Origin of the sequence: Paraburkholderia sp. Tr-20389, from assembly GCF_017104565.1 — a bacterium.
Lineage (GTDB): Bacteria > Pseudomonadota > Gammaproteobacteria > Burkholderiales > Burkholderiaceae > Paraburkholderia.
Genome location: NZ_JAAGPD010000024.1, coordinates 14,579 through 32,836 on the forward strand (window position 1 = coordinate 14,579; position 18,258 = coordinate 32,836).

Annotated in this window: 18 protein-coding genes and 1 riboswitch; of the genes, 7 read left to right on the forward strand and 11 right to left on the reverse strand. The window is 64.2% G+C overall.

Features of this window, described 5'->3' with window-relative positions; genetic code table 11:
- Window positions 1-40: 40 nt before the first annotated feature.
- Entirely contained in the window at window positions 41-850 is an 810-nt protein-coding gene (locus tag G3N95_RS21230) for a transporter substrate-binding domain-containing protein (RefSeq protein WP_205972031.1), read from the reverse strand.
- 261 nt (window positions 851-1,111) lie between these two features.
- Between G3N95_RS21230 and G3N95_RS21235 the strand changes: the two genes are divergently transcribed.
- Window positions 1,112-1,987: a LysR substrate-binding domain-containing protein gene (locus tag G3N95_RS21235; RefSeq protein ID WP_205972032.1), complete on the forward strand. Its 876-nt coding sequence runs from the start codon at window positions 1,112-1,114 to the stop codon at window positions 1,985-1,987.
- Window positions 1,988-2,017: 30 nt separating this feature from the next.
- Here G3N95_RS21235 and G3N95_RS21240 read toward each other — a convergent pair whose 3' ends face one another.
- Together G3N95_RS21240 and G3N95_RS21245 are read right to left on the reverse strand one after the other, a co-directional pair.
- A complete protein-coding gene (locus G3N95_RS21240) occupies window positions 2,018-3,109 on the reverse strand; it encodes an ionic transporter y4hA (protein WP_205972033.1) in 1,092 nt (363 codons plus the stop codon).
- A 230-nt stretch (window positions 3,110-3,339) separates the two neighbouring features.
- Window positions 3,340-3,696, reverse strand: coding sequence for a BON domain-containing protein (locus G3N95_RS21245; protein ID WP_205972034.1), 357 nt, complete (start codon window positions 3,694-3,696; stop codon window positions 3,340-3,342).
- Between the two features lie 377 nt (window positions 3,697-4,073).
- On the opposite strand from G3N95_RS21245, the gene G3N95_RS21250 reads away from it, so the two are divergent.
- Both G3N95_RS21250 and G3N95_RS21255 read left to right on the forward strand, forming a co-directional pair.
- Window positions 4,074-4,715: a DNA-3-methyladenine glycosylase gene (locus tag G3N95_RS21250; protein ID WP_205972035.1), complete on the forward strand. Its 642-nt coding sequence runs from the start codon at window positions 4,074-4,076 to the stop codon at window positions 4,713-4,715.
- 232 nt (window positions 4,716-4,947) lie between these two features.
- Window positions 4,948-5,274 (forward strand): DUF4148 domain-containing protein, encoded by a 327-nt coding sequence (locus G3N95_RS21255; protein WP_205972036.1) that lies wholly within the window; start codon window positions 4,948-4,950, stop codon window positions 5,272-5,274.
- Between the two features lie 250 nt (window positions 5,275-5,524).
- Here G3N95_RS21255 and G3N95_RS21260 read toward each other — a convergent pair whose 3' ends face one another.
- Window positions 5,525-5,959 carry a CBS domain-containing protein gene (locus G3N95_RS21260; protein WP_205972037.1) on the reverse strand — a complete coding sequence of 145 codons (435 nt, stop codon included), beginning with the start codon at window positions 5,957-5,959 and terminating at the stop codon, window positions 5,525-5,527.
- Window positions 5,960-6,305: 346 nt separating this feature from the next.
- Here G3N95_RS21260 and ribA point away from each other — a divergent pair, with 346 nt between their 5' ends.
- Window positions 6,306-6,947: a GTP cyclohydrolase II gene (ribA, locus tag G3N95_RS21265; RefSeq protein WP_205972038.1), complete on the forward strand. Its 642-nt coding sequence runs from the start codon at window positions 6,306-6,308 to the stop codon at window positions 6,945-6,947.
- Between the two features lie 109 nt (window positions 6,948-7,056).
- On the opposite strand, the gene G3N95_RS21270 is transcribed toward ribA, so the two are convergent.
- Window positions 7,057-7,938, reverse strand: a complete 882-nt coding sequence (locus tag G3N95_RS21270) for an NmrA family NAD(P)-binding protein (RefSeq protein WP_205972039.1) — start codon at window positions 7,936-7,938, stop codon at window positions 7,057-7,059.
- A gap of 194 nt (window positions 7,939-8,132) precedes the next feature.
- Between G3N95_RS21270 and G3N95_RS21275 the strand changes: the two genes are divergently transcribed.
- Window positions 8,133-8,990 carry an AraC family transcriptional regulator gene (locus G3N95_RS21275; RefSeq protein ID WP_205972040.1) on the forward strand — a complete coding sequence of 286 codons (858 nt, stop codon included), beginning with the start codon at window positions 8,133-8,135 and terminating at the stop codon, window positions 8,988-8,990.
- A 23-nt stretch (window positions 8,991-9,013) separates the two neighbouring features.
- On the opposite strand, the gene G3N95_RS21280 is transcribed toward G3N95_RS21275, so the two are convergent.
- A complete protein-coding gene (locus G3N95_RS21280; protein WP_205972041.1) occupies window positions 9,014-11,497 on the reverse strand; it encodes an FAD-dependent oxidoreductase in 2,484 nt (827 codons plus the stop codon).
- A 210-nt stretch (window positions 11,498-11,707) separates the two neighbouring features.
- Between G3N95_RS21280 and G3N95_RS21285 the strand changes: the two genes are divergently transcribed.
- On the forward strand, window positions 11,708-12,502 hold the full coding sequence (locus G3N95_RS21285; protein ID WP_205972042.1) for a DeoR/GlpR family DNA-binding transcription regulator: 795 nt from the start codon (window positions 11,708-11,710) through the stop codon (window positions 12,500-12,502).
- Window positions 12,503-13,366: 864 nt separating this feature from the next.
- Complete coding sequence (locus G3N95_RS21290; protein ID WP_205972043.1) at window positions 13,367-14,053, forward strand: response regulator transcription factor; 687 nt, start codon at window positions 13,367-13,369, stop codon at window positions 14,051-14,053.
- Window positions 14,054-14,083: 30 nt separating this feature from the next.
- Here the strand turns inward: G3N95_RS21290 and bluB are convergent, their stop codons facing one another.
- Genes bluB through cobA form a run of 5 tightly spaced genes read right to left on the reverse strand, consistent with a single transcriptional unit; the run spans window position 14,084 to window position 17,829 of the window.
- The gene (gene bluB, locus G3N95_RS21295) at window positions 14,084-14,779 is read right to left on the reverse strand and encodes a 5,6-dimethylbenzimidazole synthase (RefSeq protein WP_205972044.1); all 696 of its coding nucleotides are present in this window, start codon (window positions 14,777-14,779) and stop codon (window positions 14,084-14,086) included.
- Window positions 14,763-16,067: a cobyrinate a,c-diamide synthase gene (locus G3N95_RS21300; protein ID WP_205972045.1), complete on the reverse strand. Its 1,305-nt coding sequence runs from the start codon at window positions 16,065-16,067 to the stop codon at window positions 14,763-14,765. The genes bluB and G3N95_RS21300 overlap by 17 nt, the downstream gene beginning before the upstream one ends.
- A gap of 3 nt (window positions 16,068-16,070) precedes the next feature.
- Window positions 16,071-16,673, reverse strand: a complete 603-nt coding sequence (gene cobO, locus G3N95_RS21305; RefSeq protein ID WP_205972046.1) for a cob(I)yrinic acid a,c-diamide adenosyltransferase — start codon at window positions 16,671-16,673, stop codon at window positions 16,071-16,073.
- Complete coding sequence (locus G3N95_RS21310) at window positions 16,670-17,089, reverse strand: cobalamin biosynthesis protein (protein WP_205972047.1); 420 nt, start codon at window positions 17,087-17,089, stop codon at window positions 16,670-16,672. The genes cobO and G3N95_RS21310 overlap by 4 nt, the downstream gene beginning before the upstream one ends.
- The gene (gene cobA / locus G3N95_RS21315) at window positions 17,086-17,829 is read right to left on the reverse strand and encodes a uroporphyrinogen-III C-methyltransferase (RefSeq protein WP_205972048.1); all 744 of its coding nucleotides are present in this window, start codon (window positions 17,827-17,829) and stop codon (window positions 17,086-17,088) included. The genes G3N95_RS21310 and cobA overlap by 4 nt, the downstream gene beginning before the upstream one ends.
- A gap of 152 nt (window positions 17,830-17,981) precedes the next feature.
- Window positions 17,982-18,243: riboswitch (cobalamin riboswitch) on the reverse strand.
- Between the last annotated feature and the right edge of the window lie 15 nt (window positions 18,244-18,258).

The window sequence follows — 18,258 nt, forward strand, 5'->3', positions numbered from 1 at the left end:
ATGCGGCTCATCGTGACATCGGCTGATCGAAAGAAAAGGCTTAGAGCGTCTCCGGCAGCGGCGCACGCAGCCACTTCTGCGAAATCGCGTTCATCGTGCCGTCCTTGCGGGCGCGCGCGATAGTCTCGTCGACTTTCTTCAGGAGACGCGGCTCGTTCTTGTTCAGCCCGACGTGATCGGGCGAACTGAACAGCGAGAACTTCTGCTCGGGATCGTTGGCAGGATGGCGCGCGAGGATCGTCGCGCCCACATCGTTGCCAACGACCATCAACTGTACCTGACCAGAAAGAAACGCCGAAATAGCGCCGTTCGGATCGTCGAAACGTTTGATGTTCGCCGACGGCGGCGCGATCTTCGTGACGCTCAGATCTTCCAGCGTGCCGCGCGCCACCGAAATGCTCTTGCCCGCCAGATCGTTCGCGTCCTTCACCTTCAACGACTTCGGACCGAACACGGCAAGGTAGTAAGGCGCATAAGGCTGCGAGAAGTCGATCACCTTCTCGCGCTCGGGCGTCTGGCCCACGGACAGCAGCATGTCCGCCTTGTGGTCGGCGAGATACGCCATGCGGTTGTCGCCCGTCACCGCTACCAGTTCGACCTTGACGCCGAGCGACTTGCCGATCAGGTTCGCGACGTCGATGTCATAGCCTTGCGGCTTCATGTCCGGGCCGATCGAGCCGAACGGCGGATAGTCCATGAACACGCCGACGCGCACGACGCCCGCCTTCGTGATCGTATCGAGCGCGTCCGCATGTGCGAGCGGGGCGAACGCCGTCAGCGCGGCACCCGCGAAAGCGAGCGCGGCGAACGCACGGGAGAAGCGGCGGCGGGACAAGGCAGCGGTGGTCATGGAAGCATCCTTCGTGAATGTTGGAACTGCGGTGAGCCCACTCTAGGTTTGCCAAAAACCTCGAACAATCGAAATCTGCGCATGGAAGCCATGCATAGCGCTCATGCCGTAGGGGTTCTCCCGGTGCGTCTCGCGCATGAGCAAGACGCATGGCCGATGTACGTGCAGAATTTTTGGATCGCGTATGCTTAGGCATTGTTGCGTGTATGTTCTGCGTCAAAGCATGCACCCACGATGAATTTTCCTGATACGACGAACGCCATGCGACGACTCCCGCCATTGAATGCCCTGCAGATCTTCGAGACCGTCGCGCGCCATCGCAGCTTCACGCGCGCGGCCGAGCATCTGTGCCTCACGCAAGGCGCTGTGAGCCGGCAGATTCTCGCGCTCGAAGACTACTATCAGTTCCCGCTCTTCAAGCGGCATGCGAAAGGTTTGACGTTGACGGCGGAAGGCGAACTGCTGCTGCCCGCCGTCAAGGAGAGCTTTGCGCGCATCGAAGAAATTTCGCTGCGTCTTACGCGTCAGCGCACCGATCTCGCGCTGAAGGTGCCGACCTGCGTGATGCGCTGGATGCTGCCGAAAATCATGCAGTTCCAGGCCGACTATCCGGACCTGCACGTGCAGATCACGACGACGTGGCAGCACGACGTCGACTTCCAGGTCGAGCCGTTCGATGCCGCCATCGTCTATGGCACGTCGGCGGGCGCGGACGTGCAGGCCGTGCCGCTCTTCGAGGAGCGCCTCACGCCCGTCTGCGCGCCGCAACTGATGCAGGACAAGCCGCTCGCGAAGACCGCCGATCTCGCGCGGCACACGCTGCTGCATCCGACACGCGATCATCGCGACTGGAAGATGTGGCTCGATCACGTGGACGCACGCGACGTCGATGCGAACCTGGGCCCAAGCTTCGACACACTCGATCTCGCGACGAACGCCGCATTACAGGGCTTCGGCGTGGCGATCAGCGATCTCGCGCTGATCGAAGAGGACGTGGCCGCGCAACGGCTCGTGCGTCCGTTCGATACCGTGCTGACGACGGGTGCGCGCTACTACTTCGTGTATCCGGACAGCGTCGCGCATCAGCAGAAGGTCAATCTGTTTCGCGACTGGATCGACGCGCACTGGGCGCACTAAGCGGGCCGCGCCGCGCGGTTCGAACCGGCTTCACGGCGCGAACGACAGAAACAGATACGCGGCGAATAGCGACAGGTGCACGGCGCCCTGCAGGATCGTCGTGCGGCCGGTGCCGAGCGTGAGCGCGCTGATCAGCAGCGTCAACGTGAGCAGCACGGTGTCCTTGCCGTCGATGCCGAGGACGAGCGGGCGGCCCGTCCAGATGAAGACCAGCGCGACGGTCGGTATCGTCAGGCCGATACTCGCGAGCGCCGAGCCCAACGCGAGATTGAGGCTGGTCTGCAAGCGGTCCGCGCGTGCCGCGCGCACGGCAGCGAGGCCTTCGGGCAGCAGCACGAGCGCCGCGATCACGATGCCGACCACGGCAGCGGGTGCGCCTGCTTCGAGCACCGCGTGCTCGACGACGGGCGACAGCACCTTCGCGAGCAGCACGACGGCGACGAGACTCACTACGAGCAACGCGGCGCTTGCCAGCGCGACGCGCGTGCTGGGCGGCGCGGCGTGGGCATCTTCATCGGCGGCGTGAGAAGTGTCGGCGAGGAAGTAATCGCGATGGCGCACGGTCTGCACGAACACGAATACGCCATACAGCACCAGCGACGACACACCCGCGAACGCAAGCTGCGAGTCGCTGAGCGCGGGGCCGAGTGCGACGCTCGTGTAGTTGGGCATCACCATCGTCAACACGGACAGCGAGGCGAGCACGGCCAGCGCCGCGCTGGCGCCGCGAATCTGGAAGTCCTGCTCGCGATGGCGCAAGCCGCCGACCAGCAGGCAGATCCCGACGATCCCGTTGCACACGATCATCACCGCGGCGAACACGGTATCGCGCGCGAGGCCCGCTTTCTCGGGCCCCGCCGACAGCATCACCGAGACGATCAGCGCTACTTCGATCACCGTCACCGCTACGGCCAGCACGAGCGTGCCGAACGGCTCGCCGACGCGATGCGCGACCACTTCCGCATGGTGCACGCCGGCGAACACCGAGCCTGCCAGCGCGAGTGCGGCGAGCGCGGTCAGCAGGCCGTTGCCGGGCAGCGCATAGGCGGCGCCGAGCACGAGCCACGCGATGATGGGCGCTGCAATCGTCCAGCGGGGCAGTACGGGCGATGTCGATGCCATGGGTTCAGTCCGCTTGTTGTTGTTCGTGTGGTGGTTCATCACGGGACGCTCGTGCATCGTCGACGGGCGGCACGCATAGCAGTGAGATTAAACCAGCCGGACCAACGGGCGGTGTGACGGGAGCGCAAAAAAACGCATCACAAAGAAAAACACCGCTCCTCGCGACGAAGAGCGGTGCGTTGTCCGGCTATCGCGCCCGTTGGCGGGCACGAAGGGGCGCTACGTTGAACTTACTGGCCGACCGGGCGGATCGTCAGTGCGTTCTTCACGGACGTTACACCCTGGACGCCCTGGGCGACTTCCGTTGCCTTGTCGACTTGCGGCTGCTCCGGCACCGAGCCCTGCAGCACCACAGCGCCGCTCTTCGCGCGAACCGTGATGTTGGAGACGCTGATGTCCTTCGACTTCGCCAGTGCGCTGCGCACCTTCTTGGCGAGCGCACGGTCAGCCGACTTGGCTGCCTTCGAAGTCTGCTTGGCGCTCGGTTGAGCCGTCATGTCGGCATCGCTTGCCTGAGCATAGGCGTTGACCGATGCGAGAACCACGAGTGCTGCGCCTACCATCTTGATTGCCTGGATCGCCTTCATTCACTTTCTCCTGTTGTCATGATTTGCGACGGTGTCGCGCCTGAAACGCGCCCGGCGAGCGGGTTCTTCACGCGCGATACCACTGCACTACCACTTCTTTACTTCGGGGATGAAAACGGCTGCGGTTGTCTACGCATCGGGTGGTTTGCCGATAGAACGGGCACACCTGAATCACCGATGCGGCTGGCTGGACAGTAACGATACCTCAATTGGTTCCATGGTGAAGACTAAGGGTCGCCGTGATGAGGCATTGCTACAACGGATCGATGCCGTTTGCACCATCCGGCGTGCGCCGTGCATGGAATCGCGCGGCACGCCATCATGCTGCAAACGGCCCGGTCCGACGGGCCTCGACTGCACTTCCGGCACATCATCGCATGGCGACGACGACGCTTTCCCTCGTTCCTCTACATCGCAACGATCTACCCGTCGATACGGTTGACCTTGCACGCTTCTTACTGGGTAAATACCTGGTCCACGATCTGCTCGAAGGGCGGACTGCGGGGAGGATCGTCGAGACGGAGGCCTATCCCGTCGGCGATTCGACCAATCATGCATATCCGGGGCGGCGCGCGTACAACGGCTCGATGTTCCTCGAGCACGGACACGCCTACGTGCGTCTCACGTACGGCATCTACAACGTGATCAACGTGGTCAGCGAGCGCGAAGGCACGGGCGCCGCCGTGCTGATCCGGGCGCTCGAACCCATGGAAGGCATCGAGTGTATGCAGGCGCGCCGGCCCGGCACGAAGCCGCGGGATCTGACGCGTGGGCCAGGACGGCTCGCGCTGGCGCTCGGCATTGGAGCTGGCTTCGACGGTGTCGATCTGTGTACGGGACACGGGCTGTGGCTCGGCGCGGCAGGCGGCGCGCGCACGCCGCCGTCGCCGTTCGCCGTCACGACGCGCATCGGCATCGCGCGCGAAACGCACCGGCTGCTGCGCTTTTTTGTGCCCGGCAGCCCGTTCGTCAGCGGGCCGCGCAAGCTGCTGACGGGCGGGGGGCCAGCGTCCGGGTGACGTGACCTTGGCTTTTCGCCGTATAAGGCGTGGTGCGTCCCGACATTATTACGCCGCGCTATCACGGGAATTGACGGGCGCTTGCAGGACGACGTGACTTTTGCAAACAGCGCAATTAAGTATCTCCGGAATAGGGGTTTTCCCTTGGTCGGCCGGTGGCTAAACTGGCTTCACTCGCTTCACAAACAGATGAGTGAAGCACCTGACAAAACAACTTCTGGAGGTAGTTACCATGAAATCGCTGATCAAGGCTGTTGCACTCGCTGCTGTTCTCGCCGTTCCCGCTGTGTCGTTCGCCCAGTCGAACCAACCCGTGACCCGCGCTGAAGTCCGCGCGCAACTGGTCCAGCTCGAAAAGGCAGGCTACAACCCGGCGACGGCTGTCGACTCGACCTATCCGGCCGATATCCAGGCTGCCGAAGCGCGCGTCTCGGCTCAAAACGGTGCAGTGGCGCAAGCCGCCGTCGCCGATACCGGCTACGGCGCATCGACCAACGGTTCGTCGCAAGCGGGCGCGAAGACGCTGAACCCGGCTCAAGACGTGTACTTCGGGCATTAATCGACGCTTCAACAAACCGGGCCGCAGTGTTCACGGCCCGGCGTGTGCGGCTTCGGCGCAGGCATGAAGCGCAGATGACAGACATTCAGACGGCGGCGCGGTGAGGACAGAAAAACGTTCTCCGTGCCGCCGTCTACGAAAGCATGAACCTCCGCCGCCCGCAAGGTGGCTTAGCCCAACCTCGCGGATTGGGCTTTTTTTGTTGGCTTGCGGCGCCGGGCGAAGCAGACGCGTAGCGGCTATCGAGCCGTCATGCGCCGTGGATGTAGTGCTCCAGCTGCTGGATCGTGAACTGCTGTTCGGCGATGATGTTCTTCACGAGGTCGCCGATCGACACCATGCCGATCAGGTCGTCGTTCTCCATGACGGGCAGGTGACGCATGCGGCGCTCCGTCATCAGCGCCATGCATTCGTCCGTGGTCTGCTCCGGGCGCACGAAGCGCACGGCGCTGCTCATGATGTCGCGTACGGGCGTTGTCTTCGACGAACGGTCCATCAGCACGATCTTGCGCGCATAGTCGCGTTCGGTGACGATCCCCGCGATCGCCCCGTTTTCCTTGACGATCAGCGCACCGATCTGTTTCTCGGCCATCAGCTTGACGGCGTTGTAGACGGAATCGGCGGCTTCGATCGTGTAGACGTCTTGAGTCGGCTTCGATTTGAGGACTTGTGCAACGCTAGTCATGGAGCGGCTCCGTTTGCAGTGCAGCACGCCCGGTCGCGGCGCGCTGGGGTGAAGGAGAGGCACGTCAAGCGCAGATCAAGCGCAAGTCAAGTATAGGCGTGGACGGGAGCGGCGGCGACGCTCGCTTCGCCTGGTTTCGTGTGGCGCGGCACGCATGCCATGCGAAGCGACCGTTCGCAGGGGCCGGGGCGGCGCGTTGCATGGATGGAATGCACCGTATTGCCCATGTGCACCAATGCGAAGCGGCTGCCAGGTACAATTAGGCGTTTAGCGGTAAACTCCGCTTCTGTACTTTATCCCCGGTAGTGCACGGGTTCATGTCCGCAATTCCGTTACCGCCATGCCCATGTCTCACGATCCGTCGCAAGCTGACGGCGCAATCACCGGCGAATGCGTCACGCTCGACGCGACCGCCATGCTTCCCACCCGCTACGGCACCTTCAAATCTTACGTGTTTCGCGTGAACGACTCGGGCGCCGAGCATTTCGCGCTCGTCATGGGCGATGTCGAGAGCCAGCAGTCGGTGCTGACGCGTCTGCATTCCGAGTGTCTGACGGGCGATGTGCTCGGCTCATACCGCTGCGACTGCGGCGAGCAGCTCGATCTCGCGCTGCGTTATATCGCAGCGGAAGGGTGTGGCGTGCTGCTGTATCTGCGCGGTCACGAAGGACGCGGCATCGGCCTGTCGAACAAGATCCGCGCGTATGCGCTGCAGGAGCAGGGACGAGACACCGTCGAGGCGAATCTCGATCTCGGCCTGCCCGACGATTCGCGCGAATACGATTCGGCGGCGGCCATCCTGCGTTTGCTGAAGGTCACCTCCGTGCGCCTGATGAGCAACAACCCGAAGAAGTTCGACTCGCTGTCGAAGCACGGCATTCCTGTCTGCGAACGTGTTGCACTCGCCATTCCGATGCGCGAGGAGAACGAACGCTACATCCGCACCAAGCAGGTGAAGTTTGGGCACTATTTTGAAGAGAACGAGTGACGTCGTTGTTGCTTCCGGCTCGATGCGATAGCAGCAATAGCCGTAGCAACACGCCAAAAGGCCTCGCAGATTGCGAGGCCTTTTTACTTTCGATGGCGTAACGAGCACGTCACGCGTCGACGGTACGTATCAGCGTGGCGAAAACATCCCGCAAATCCGTCGTGCCGAAGCGCCGCTCGCTGCGCGGATCGACATCGATACGTCCGGCGTTCTGTGCGTCGTAGAGATCCGTGATGAGCTTGGCGTGATTCGCACCGAGGCCTGCACGCAGCATCGTCGCCGTCCATTCGCCTCGCGGCAGGGCGAGCGCGGCGATGTCGCGTGCCGCTGCTTCGCTCAACGCGCCGGCGACATCGTTGGCATCGTAACGGCGTGGGCCTTCGATACTCACGATGCGAACGCCATCGTCATCACGCCCTTCGGCGAGCAATTGTGCGGCAAGCACGCCGACATCATGCGCGGCCACCGTCGCAAACGGCCTGTCGAGGGGATGATGAAGACTGGGCAGCCGTCCCGTCGAAAGCGCGACGGGCAGCACGCGCGCCCAGTTGTGCATGTGTTCCGCCGAGCGCAGCAGCGTGAGGCGCGGCACGCTCTCACTGAACGCCGCTTCGAGATCGTGGAACAGCATCGTGATACCCGTGCCTTCATGCAGTTCGGCGCCATAGTCGGACAGCGCGACGACGTGCAGATGCGGGTGCGTCCGCAACGCACGCGCGGCCGTTGCGATCATCCGATGCATCGCGACGGCCGGATCAGGGTCGTCATGCGGCAACGGACACAGCATCTGCACAGCATGCGCACCATCGAGCGCGCGCTGCAACGACGCTTCATCGCCGAGATCGCCGTGCACGACTTCGCAGCCGATATGCGTGAGCCCGTCGCTTTTCGCCGTGTCGCGCACGACGGCGCGCACCGCGTGCCCGGCATTGCGCAACGCCGTTGCAGTCGCGCGTCCCACGTTGCCTGATGCGCCAAAAATCACATACATCGTCCATCTCCTCGGTTTCGGTGCCATCAAGCGTACGAGTCAACAAGACGGGAAGCGCGCATGAAAAGATGACGCGCAGCAGATCCGGATGACGATCTGCGCATCGCATTGGCACCACGAAAACCATGACGCCAGCACGCCGGCGCAAAACGCAGCACAATGCGGCAATCGGATGATGGAACGAGATGCAAGCGATGAATGCCGTTCCCCCTGTATTGGTACCGCACTCGGGCGCACGCGAAAGCCTGCTGTCGAGCGCGTCGCTCGGCTGGTCGGGATTCGGCGCGGAACTGCTGGGGATATCGGCGGGCATGCATCGCCTGCCGGCGATCGCCGAGCATCGCGTCGGCGTGCATGTCGGCGCGCCCGTGCGTGCCGTCTGCCGATGCGACGGCCAGCGCGCCGCGCGCATCCAGGCGCATGGCGACGCCGATGTGGTTCCCGCGGGCGTCGACGGCGAATGGTCCGACGATGCAAGCTGCACGGTGCTGCGCATCTGGTTCGCGGATAACTTCGTGCGCGCGACAGTCGATCAACTCGGCGTGCGCGGCGCGCAACAGCACATTCGGCCGCAGTTTCAGCTACGCGACGCGCGCGTGCAGCATCTGGCGTGGGCGATGCGCGCGGAACTGGAAGCCGAGCACGCTTCCGATCCGCTTTACGCCGAGAGTCTGTGCACGGCGATGATCGTGCGGCTCGCGGGCGCCGCGATGCCTGACGACGGCAAGCGGCGCACCTTGTCGACGCGCGCTGCGGCGCGCGTGATCGACTACATCGAGGCGCATCTCGACGAACGTCTGACGCTGACCGCACTGGCCGCGCTCGTCGAACTGAGCGTGCCGCATTTCAAGGTGCTGTTTCGCGAAACCATGGGGATGCCCTTGCATCGGCACGTGGTGCAGCGGCGCGTCGAGCGCGCGAGAGAACTGCTGTTGCAAGGCGGTTCGAGCGCGAGTCAGATCGCACTCGAAGTCGGCTTTGCGCATCAGAGCCATATGGCGCACTGGATGAAGCGCCTGCTGGGCGTGACGCCGCGCGAGATCGTGCGCTAGCGTCGGCGTCGTGCGTTGCGAGTTCAGCTTTTGACGCGCGTCGACGAAGGATCGTACGGTGCTTTCAGATGCAGCGTGGCAGGCAGCAGTTCGCCCGCCACGTCGATCTGATAACGGCCGCTTGTGAGCCACGCGTCGTCGAGCGCAGCGCCATCGTCGCGTTTGACATAGCCCATCGCGACAGGGCATCCAAGCGTATGCCCGAACGCCGCCGACGACACGAAGCCAACGGCCACGCCGTCGCGCATGATGGCTTCGCCGCCCCACAGCATGCGATCGCTCGCGCCGTCGGCGGTGAGCACGACGAGGCGTCGATGCAACGGCTCGCCGCGCAACCTGACGAGCGCTTCGCGCCCAATGAAAGACGTGTCCTTGTCGAGCCTGCAGGCAAACGCGAGACCCGCTTCGAACGGATTCGTATCCGGCGACAGTTCGCGTCCCCACGCACGATAACCTTTTTCGATCCGCAATGAATCGAGCGCGTAATAGCCCGCGTTTTTCAGCCCGAACTGCTTGCCTGCGGCATGCAGCGTTTCATATACGCCGACCGCGAACTCGACGGGCACATACAGTTCCCAGCCGAGTTCGCCGACATACGTGATGCGCGTCGCGCGCACGGTCGCATAGCCGATATCGACTTCGCGGCTCTGTCCGAACGCGAACGCCTCGTTGCGCCAGTCGGCCTTCGACACGCTCGTGAGCAGATCGCGCGCACGCGGTCCCATCACGGCGAGCACCGCGTATTGGCTCGTCACGTCGACGAGCATGCAATGTCTGTCGGGCGGAATGCGTCCGTCGATCGCGTCGAAGTCGCGCGTGGTTTGCGCGGAGCCCGTGACGAGCAGGTATTGGTCGTCGCTCAGACGCGTGAGCGTGAAGTCCGATTCATAGCCGCCGCGCTCGTTCAGCATGCCCGTATAGACGGCTGTGCCCGGCGGCACCGCGACATCGTTCGCGACGATCTGTTGCAGCACCGCTTCGGCATCGCGTCCCTTGACGAGAAACTTGGAGAAGGACGTGAGATCGAACAGCGCGACGCCTTCACGACACGCGCGATGTTCCTCGCCGCTCCACGGCAGCCAGTTCTGCTGACCGAACGAATAGTCGATGCGGGCCTGGTCGCGCGTCGGTGCAAAGAAGTTCGCGCGCTCCCAGCCCATCTTGCTGCCGAAGCATGCGCCGTCGTCGCGCAGCAGCGCATACAGCGGCGAGCGGCGGAAGGGGCGCGCGCTATCGAGTTCGCGATTCGGCCAGGGCATCGCGTAGTGCAGGCCGAGCGTCTCCTTCACGCGGTCGTGCAGCCATGTATCGTTGCCGTTGAAGCGCGCAAAGCGGCGGATGTCGACGGGCCACAGATCCATCGTCGGCTCGCCCGCGACGATCCACTCGGCGAGCGCCATGCCCGCGCCGCCCGCCGACGCGATGCCCATCGAGTTGAAGCCCGCGCCGACATAGAAGTTGCGCAGCTCCGGTGCTTCGCCGAGCATGAAGTTGTTGTCGGGCGTGAATGACTCGGGGCCGTTGTAGAACTGGCGCACCTGCGCCGTTTCCAGCGCGGGCACGCGTTGCAGCGCGTTCTCCATCAGGATCTGGAATTGATCCCAGTCGTCGGGCAGCAACTGGAACTCGAAGTTCTCGGGTATGCCGTTCATGCCCCACGGTTTCGCGTCGGGTTCGAAGCCGCCCATCACGAGTCCGCCCACTTCCTCCTTGAAGTAGATGTAGCCGTCCGGGTCGCGCATCACGGGCAGGTCGGGGTGCACGCCCTCGATGCGGTCGGTGACGATGTAGTAGTGCTCGGCCGAATGCAGCGGCACGGTGACGTCGCACAGGCGCCCGACCTGCTTCGCCCATTGCCCCGCGCAATTGACGACGATCTCCGCTGCGATCGTGCCTTCGTTGCCTTGCTTGTCGCGCCACGCGACGCCGCTGGCTACGCGGCCCTTCGCGGCGGGCCGCGTGTGTATCGCGGTGACGCGGGAGTTTTCGACGATGCGCGCGCCGCGCCGGCGTGCGCCGCGCGCGAGCGCCTGGGTCAGGTCGGTTGGATTCGCCTTGCCGTCGCCGGGCAGCCAGACCGCGCCGAGCAGGTCGTCGGTGCGCATCGGCGGCCACAGTTCGCCGGCTTCCTTCGGGCCGATCACGTCGCAGGTCACGCCATAGGCGCGCGCGACGGCGGCCGTGCGCCGGAGTTGCGTCATGCGTTCCGCCGTCCTCGCCACCGACAGCGAGCCGCATTGCTTCCAACCCGTCGCGAGGCCCGTATCGGCCTCGAGTTCCGCATAGAGCGCCGTCGAATAGCGGATCAGCTTCGTCATGCTTTCCTGCGCGCGCAACTGGCCGACGAGACCGGCCGCGTGCCACGTGGTGCCGCACGACAGCTGGCCCTGTTCGAGCAGCACGACGTCGGTCCAGCCGAGCTTCGTGAGGTGATAGGCGACCGAGCATCCGATGATGCCGCCGCCGACGATGACGACACGCGCCTGGGTCGGAAGAGAAGTTGACATGGATGGCGTCTCGCGGGAAATGTGGAATTAAGTGGAAATGCGTGGATGTGTGTTGCTGCGTACTTTGCCGCAAAAACAATGCAGATGCAATGTCGAAGAACAACTTCACTGACTGCAGTCCCAGGCAGGATGTGTGGATTTGATTGGATTTATATTGAATTCGCGCGAAAGGGTTTGCTAGACTGGCGCCAATTTCCCGATCCCGCCCTTATGTTCTCCACGCATCGACAGAACGAGATCCTGCGGCTCGTCCGCGCACAGCAGACCTGCACGATCACGGATCTGGCCGCCACCTTTGAGGTATCCGACGAGACGATCCGCCGCGATCTGAAGCCGCTCGTCGCGGAAGGGTTGCTGGTGAAAGTGCACGGCGGCGTCATGCTGCCCGCGCAGCTCGACGAGCCGCCGTTCCAACGTCGCATGGTCGAGCAGCGCGACGCGAAACGCGCGATCGCGGCACGCGTCGCGCAACTGATCGAGGATGGCGACTCGCTGATGCTCGACGGCGGCACGACCTGCGTGCACATCGCGCAGGCGCTCGAATCGCACGCGCGCCTCACGGTCGTGACCAACTCGGCCGAGGTCGCGCGCCTGCTTGCGCCGCGCAACGAGAACCGGGTGTTGATGGCGGGCGGCGAGTTGCGGGCCGACGATGCATCCGCCGTCGGCGACAGCGCGCTCGCGTTCCTCCGGCAGTTTCATGTGCGCCACGCGATCGTGTCGGTAACGGCCATCGACGCGAAAGGGCGCTTCATGGATGCCCAGCCCGCCGACGCCGCGCTGGCGCAGGTGGCGTTCGCGCAAGCGGAGCGCCGCATCGTCGCCGCCGATCACACGAAATTCGGCCATAGCGCGCTCGTGCATGTGTTCGGCGCCGACGGTCTCGACACGCTGGTCACGGATGCCGTGCCGGCGGCCGGGCTGTCGAAAGTCCTGACGCACGCCGGTGTGGAGATAATCTGTGTGTCGCCCGTTGCCGACGATACAAATGAGGAAGTCGTCTAATCGTCCGTAAAGGACTTGCGTGGCCCGTCGCGTATGAGGCGGAGCGATCCCGCAACGAATTCACGCGCAGGTCGCCCAGCAAGCGCCTGCGCGCAGCCCTAAAGTGCAGTGCCGCAAACGCCGCTAACCCGGTTGAACGGCAGAGCGGTTTGCGAGCTTACGAGCGTAATGTGCATATGGCACCGATAAGACAGTTATCGGTATCATTGGGACGATTTAACGAAATGGCCCCCTCGCCACATAAAAATGGCGAGATTAATTGACTGAATCAATTCGTTCTAATAATCTTCACCCCGATTTAAATCGAATGCGTCTGCGGCGACGCTCGAATTGTTAAATCTCCCAGGTATCTGGCACGAACTTTTATTCTAATGCGTGGAATAGAACACGCAAAAGGGGACGTTCGTGATGCAGTGCCGCCACGCATCGGCGGATTCGTCCGTCGATCAGCGTTCGGTCGACTATCCGTCATATCCAGCCGCACAAGATGTGCTACGCCTGGCCGGAAAGCGCGTAGCGTCATGCCTTTCGGGCGTGGCGCCCGGCAATCCAGGCGATGAAGCAGTCAAACGCGCGGGCAGGAAAACGCAAGAAAAAGATTCCGCTGGTACTGCGCGGTCAAAAGAAGTGGTTTGTGCGCCTGTTTAATTCCCGTCGTTCCATGGCGGGGATCGGAAGCAGGCCTTAAAGCAATATCGGGCAATCGAGGCATTGTCTGGCAATGTGAAGCAATTTGCCGACATTCGATGTAAGGCGTGAAGAACTCGGCGAATGTGGATTTGAAATTTCATATTCGTGAGCCGTCATCCTTCATCGGGGATTTCCCGGTCGGACGGAAACAATGAATTAGCGTTGCGGGGTTTTATGAGAATTGCAGTTCTGGAGGAGACGCAGGCGCAAGCCGACTTCGTGTGCAGGACCTTGTCGGCGGCGGGGCATACGTGTCATGCATTCGAGGACGGCCACGCACTCGTCAGGCAACTGCGCAGCCAGCCGTTCGATCTGCTCGTGCTGGATCGACACGCGCCCGCGCTGTCGGGTGACGAGGTGCTGCGCTGGGTCCGTCAGAATCTCGCCGAGCGTCTGACCGTGCTGTTCATGACCCGCGCAAGCGATGTCGCGCATCAGGACGTCGACGCCGACGACTATCTCGTCAAGCCGGTGAGCGCGGCGGCGCTGCTCGCGCGCGTGGGCATGCTGCTGCGCGGTGCGTTTCAGCGGCAGCCGGTGGCCGACAAGGAAGTCTTCGGAGAGTACGAATTCGAGCCCGGCTCGAAGCGCGTTCATGTGCGCGGCAGTGCCGTCACGTTGACGCACAAGGAATTCGAATTGGCGCTGCTGCTGTTCAAGCATCTGAGCCGGCCGCTGTCGCGCTCGCATATTCTCGATGCGATCTGGAAGCAGGCGGCGGGCATCCCATCGCGCACGATGGACACGCATGTGTCGATGCTGCGTTCGAAGCTCGGTCTGCGTCCCGAGAACGGCTATCGGCTGATGCCGATTTACGGCTATGGATACCGGCTCGAACGGATCGAGAAGGGCGAGGCTTGATGAGCGCGTCTAGCGCCTTTTAAAGGCGTTCTAGACCGTCTCGCTCGCGTCGCCTTCCGGCTGCTTCTCGTTGCAGTCCGGCGGCGCTTCGGGCCACGTGTTTTCGAACAGACACGCAGCGAGCGGCCTGCGCGTGGCCCAGCCTTCGGTTTCGAGCATCGGTTCTCGATAGAAATGTTCGACGTGCCCGAGGCAGAGCAGCGCAACGGGCCGTGCGCCTTCGGGCATGCCGAGCATCGCGCGCACTTCGTCGGCATCGAACAGCGATACCCAGCCCATCCCCACACCTTCCGCACGCGCCGCGAGCCACATGTTCTGGATCGCGCATGCCACCGACGCGAGATCCATCTCGGGCAGCGTGCGCCGTCCGAAGACGTGCTTCTCGCGGCCGTCCATCAGCGCCATCACCAGCAGCTCGCCGCATTCGAGCATGCCTTCCACCTTGAGCTTCATGAACTCGTCGCGCCGCTTGCCGAGCGCGTCGGCCGTCAGCACGCGCTCGCGTTCGACGGCGGCGTGCAGGCGTTGCCGCAGCACGGGATCGGTGATGCGGCCGATCCGCCACGGCTGCATGTAGCCGACGCTCGGCGCGTGATGCGCGGCGTCGATCAGGCGCGCGAGCACGGCGGGATCGACGGGCGTGGGCACGAAGTGGCGCATGTCGCGCCGTTCGTAGATCGCGCGGTAGACGGCGGCGCGTTCGGCGTCGTTAAAAGGCTCGGCCATGGAAGAGAGCGGCCGCGAAGGCCGGGTTCGACGGCCAGTAGCCGTGCATGTAAGTGGCGACGACGGGCCCCTGGCGATAGACCGCTTCGCCGGGCGCGTCGGACTGGGCGCGCGTCGCGTGGCGCACGGGTGCGAGCGGCGTGCTCACGCGCGAGTAGTGGAACGTGTGGCCCGTCAGCGTGCCGTGCACGGCGTCGTTCATCTGCTGCATGCCGAGCGCGGTGAAGCGCGTCTGCATGGCGGCGTCGCCGGGCAGCAAGCCGAGCATCGGCGTCGTGACACCGCGTGTATCGGTGACGCTGTCGAGCAGATACAGCATGCCGCCACACTCGGCGACGATGGCCCGGTTCGCATCCGCATGCGCACGGATCGTTGCCGCGCTGCGCGTGTTGGCCGCGAGCGCAGGCGCATGCAACTCGGGATAGCCGCCGGGCAAATAGAGCGCGTCGGCATCGGCGGGAACCGCTTCGTCGGCGAGCGGCGAGAAATACGTGAGACGTGCGCCGAGCGTTTCGAGCAGTTGCACGTTCGCCGGATAGATGAACGAAAACGCGGCGTCGCGCGCAATCGCGATGTGCATGCCGTCGAGCAGACGCGGTAACGGCACTTCGTGCGCGTCGTCTTCGAACGTGACGGCGGGAGGCAACTGCGCGAGCGCCGTCGATGCGAGCGCATCGGCGGCACGATCGAGCCGCGCATCGAGATTGTCGATTTCGGCCGCTTGCAGCAGGCCCAGATGACGATCGGGCAATTCGATCGCATCGCTGGCCGACAGATGGCCGAGCATCTTCAGATCGCGCGGCAAGGCTTCTTCGAGCATCTGCGCGTGGCGCGGCGAGCCGACGCGGTTCGCGAACACGCCATGAAACGGTACGTCCTCGCGAAAGCGCGCGAGGCCGAACGCGACGGCGCCGAAGGTCTGCGCCATTGCCTTCGCCGAGATCACGGCGGCGACGGGCACGTTGAACTTCGCGGCGAGGTCGGCGCTGCTCGGCGTGCCGTCGAACAGGCCCATCACGCCTTCGATCAGGATCAGATCCGCTTCGCGGGCGGCCTGCGCGAGCAGCGCACGGCATGCGCGTTCGCCGACCATCCACAGGTCGAGCGAGAGCACAGGCGCGCCGCTCGCGCGCGCGAGAATCATCGGGTCCAGAAAGTCCGGGCCCGTCTTGAACACGCGCACGTCGCGCCCCATCCGCCGATGATGCCGCGCAAGCGCGGCCGTCACCGTCGTCTTGCCCTGGCCCGACGCCGGCGCGCTGATGAAGAGAGCGGGGCACGCGGGCATCGTTCAGAACTCCACGCCGCGCTGCGCCTTCACGTGCTGCTCGCGGTACGGATGCTTGACGAGGCGCATCTCGGTGACGAGATCGGCGGCTTCGACGAGGGCATCGGGCGCGTGGCGGCCCGTGATGACGACGTGCACCATCTCCGGCCTCGCGTTCACGACCTCGAGCACTTCATCGAGCGGAAGATATTCGTACTTCAGCACGGTATTCAACTCGTCGAGAATCACCATCTGATACTCGCCGCTTTCGATCATGCGGCGTGCCTCGTTCCAGCCCTTGCGTGCCGTCGCGATGTCGGCCTCGCGGTCCTGCGTGTTCCAGGTGTAGCCGTCGCCCATCGTGACGAAATCGCAATTCGCGACCGCGCCGAGAAAATCGCGCTCCGACGTATGCAGCGCGCCCTTGATGAACTGCACGACGCCGAGCTTCATACCGTGGCCGAGCACGCGCACGGCCATGCCGAACGCGGCCGTCGTCTTGCCCTTGCCCGTGCCCGTATTGACGATCAGCAGCCCTTTTTCGACGGTGGCCTGAGCCTGCTTCTTCTCGTGGCCCTCGCGGCGGCGCTGCGTCATGCGTGCATGCGATTCGGGATCGGTCTTCATCGAGGTTCCTTGATTCTGGGTGTGTCGTTGGAATGGGGGTGTGCGGCAGCGCACGCGATGGCGACGGTGACGCCGTCGTTCACGCGTTTCGTGACGAGCAGACTGCCGCCGCGTGCGGCAAGCAGCGCGCACGGTTCGCAGACGCCGTCGACGCCGATCTGTTCGCGCACGACGGCGGACGCGCTGACGCGTGCGTCGAGCGTTGCGATCTGTTCGCGCGTGAAGGTGTGCAGCGGCAGCGCGTGCCGTGCGCAGAATTCGACGAGGCCGGCCTCGTCGGTTTTCGTATCGATCGACGCCACGGCGATCAATGCCGCGAACGGCAGCGTGTCGCCGAGCGCGTCGCGCACGGCCGCTTCTATCTGTTGCGCCGACACGCCGCGCCGGCAGCCGATGCCCGCGATCAGCATCGTCATGGCGCGGGCTGCGGCGAAGAGGCGTCGGAGGTTGCCAGCGACGCGACGCCGCCGATCACGACGATCGACGGCGAGCCGAGTCCGGCATCGGTCACGCGCCGCACGAGTTCATGCAAGGTCGCCGCGACGTGGCGCTGCTCGGGACGCGTCGCCGATTCGATGGCCGCGCAGGGTGTATCGGGCGGCATGTCGGCATCGAGCAGCGCGTCGACGATATCGCCGAGCCGGCGCATGCCCATATAGATCACGAGCGTCATGTGTGTGGCGGCGAGCGCGCGCCAGTCCGCTTCGTGTTCGCCCGCGCCGTGGCCTGTGACGAAGACCACGCCCTGCGCGTGGTCGCGGTGCGTGACGGGAATGCCGATCGCGGCGGGCGCGGCGATGCCCGCCGTGATTCCGCTGATGATTTCGACGTGCACGCCCGCTGCCTGCAGCGCCTGCTGTTCTTCACCGCCGCGTCCGAACACGAACGGATCGCCGCCTTTGAGGCGCGCGACGCTGCGGCCCGCGCGCAGATGATCGAGCATCGTCGCGACGATTTCATGTTGCGGCGTCGAACTCTGACCGCCGCGTTTGCCGACATAGACGATCTGCGCGTCAGCGCGCGCGAACTGCAGCACTTCGGGATTGACGAGATCGTCGACGAGTACGACGTCGGCGAGCGCAAGCGTGCGCGCGGCCTTGAGCGTCAGCAGTTCGACGTCGCCGGGGCCGGCGCCGATCAGCCAGGCGCGGCTCATGGCAAAGAGAGCGCCGCGATGCGGGCGGGCGCTGATGGGTGACAGGTCATGCGATGGTGCGAGTGACGCGCGACGGCTGCAGTTTGCGTGAGCGTGCATCGCGCGTGGCGCTGGCGGCCGTTTCCCGCGGCTTCAGCGAATGGCGAATCTTCGTTCGCCCCCTTGCATCGGGCCGGTATCCGGGCTGGCGGCTCATCGCGTTCGCCTTCCCACCTGCGCGTTGCAGGCAGTGGCTTTGAACGCACTGCGCGGAAGGTGTTCTTTCCGCTCGCCGCGTGACCGTTGCGGGGACAGCACAGGCTGGGCGCATGGTGATCGCTTCGATGTTGCGACGACCGGGCGCTTCCCTGTTTCCCGTTTAACCGTGCGGACCTTGAAGCCCGTCCGCGCGGCACCCGATGCGCGCATACGATAGCACACGGGGCTGTG

Excerpts from the sequence above, each read along its gene's own strand:
- cobA (WP_205972048.1), bottom strand. The coding sequence starts at position 17,829 with ATGAGCCGCGCCTGGCTGATCGGCGCCGGCCCCGGCGACGTCGAACTG.
- G3N95_RS21270 (WP_205972039.1), bottom strand. The coding sequence starts at position 7,938 with ATGTATGTGATTTTTGGCGCATCAGGCAACGTGGGACGCGCGACTGCA.
- ribA (WP_205972038.1), top strand. The coding sequence starts at position 6,306 with ATGTCTCACGATCCGTCGCAAGCTGACGGCGCAATCACCGGCGAATGC.
- G3N95_RS21280 (WP_205972041.1), bottom strand. The coding sequence starts at position 11,497 with ATGTCAACTTCTCTTCCGACCCAGGCGCGTGTCGTCATCGTCGGCGGC.
- cobO (WP_205972046.1), bottom strand. The coding sequence starts at position 16,673 with ATGAAGACCGATCCCGAATCGCATGCACGCATGACGCAGCGCCGCCGC.
- G3N95_RS21235 (WP_205972032.1), top strand. The coding sequence starts at position 1,112 with ATGCGACGACTCCCGCCATTGAATGCCCTGCAGATCTTCGAGACCGTC.
- G3N95_RS21275 (WP_205972040.1), top strand. The coding sequence starts at position 8,133 with ATGAATGCCGTTCCCCCTGTATTGGTACCGCACTCGGGCGCACGCGAA.
- G3N95_RS21310 (WP_205972047.1), bottom strand. The coding sequence starts at position 17,089 with ATGACGATGCTGATCGCGGGCATCGGCTGCCGGCGCGGCGTGTCGGCG.
- G3N95_RS21240 (WP_205972033.1), bottom strand. The coding sequence starts at position 3,109 with ATGGCATCGACATCGCCCGTACTGCCCCGCTGGACGATTGCAGCGCCC.
- G3N95_RS21260 (WP_205972037.1), bottom strand. The coding sequence starts at position 5,959 with ATGACTAGCGTTGCACAAGTCCTCAAATCGAAGCCGACTCAAGACGTC.
- G3N95_RS21300 (WP_205972045.1), bottom strand. The coding sequence starts at position 16,067 with ATGCCCGCGTGCCCCGCTCTCTTCATCAGCGCGCCGGCGTCGGGCCAG.
- G3N95_RS21255 (WP_205972036.1), top strand. The coding sequence starts at position 4,948 with ATGAAATCGCTGATCAAGGCTGTTGCACTCGCTGCTGTTCTCGCCGTT.
- G3N95_RS21245 (WP_205972034.1), bottom strand. The coding sequence starts at position 3,696 with ATGAAGGCGATCCAGGCAATCAAGATGGTAGGCGCAGCACTCGTGGTT.
- G3N95_RS21230 (WP_205972031.1), bottom strand. The coding sequence starts at position 850 with ATGACCACCGCTGCCTTGTCCCGCCGCCGCTTCTCCCGTGCGTTCGCC.
- G3N95_RS21285 (WP_205972042.1), top strand. The coding sequence starts at position 11,708 with ATGTTCTCCACGCATCGACAGAACGAGATCCTGCGGCTCGTCCGCGCA.
- G3N95_RS21290 (WP_205972043.1), top strand. The coding sequence starts at position 13,367 with ATGAGAATTGCAGTTCTGGAGGAGACGCAGGCGCAAGCCGACTTCGTG.
- G3N95_RS21250 (WP_205972035.1), top strand. The coding sequence starts at position 4,074 with ATGGCGACGACGACGCTTTCCCTCGTTCCTCTACATCGCAACGATCTA.
- bluB (WP_205972044.1), bottom strand. The coding sequence starts at position 14,779 with ATGGCCGAGCCTTTTAACGACGCCGAACGCGCCGCCGTCTACCGCGCG.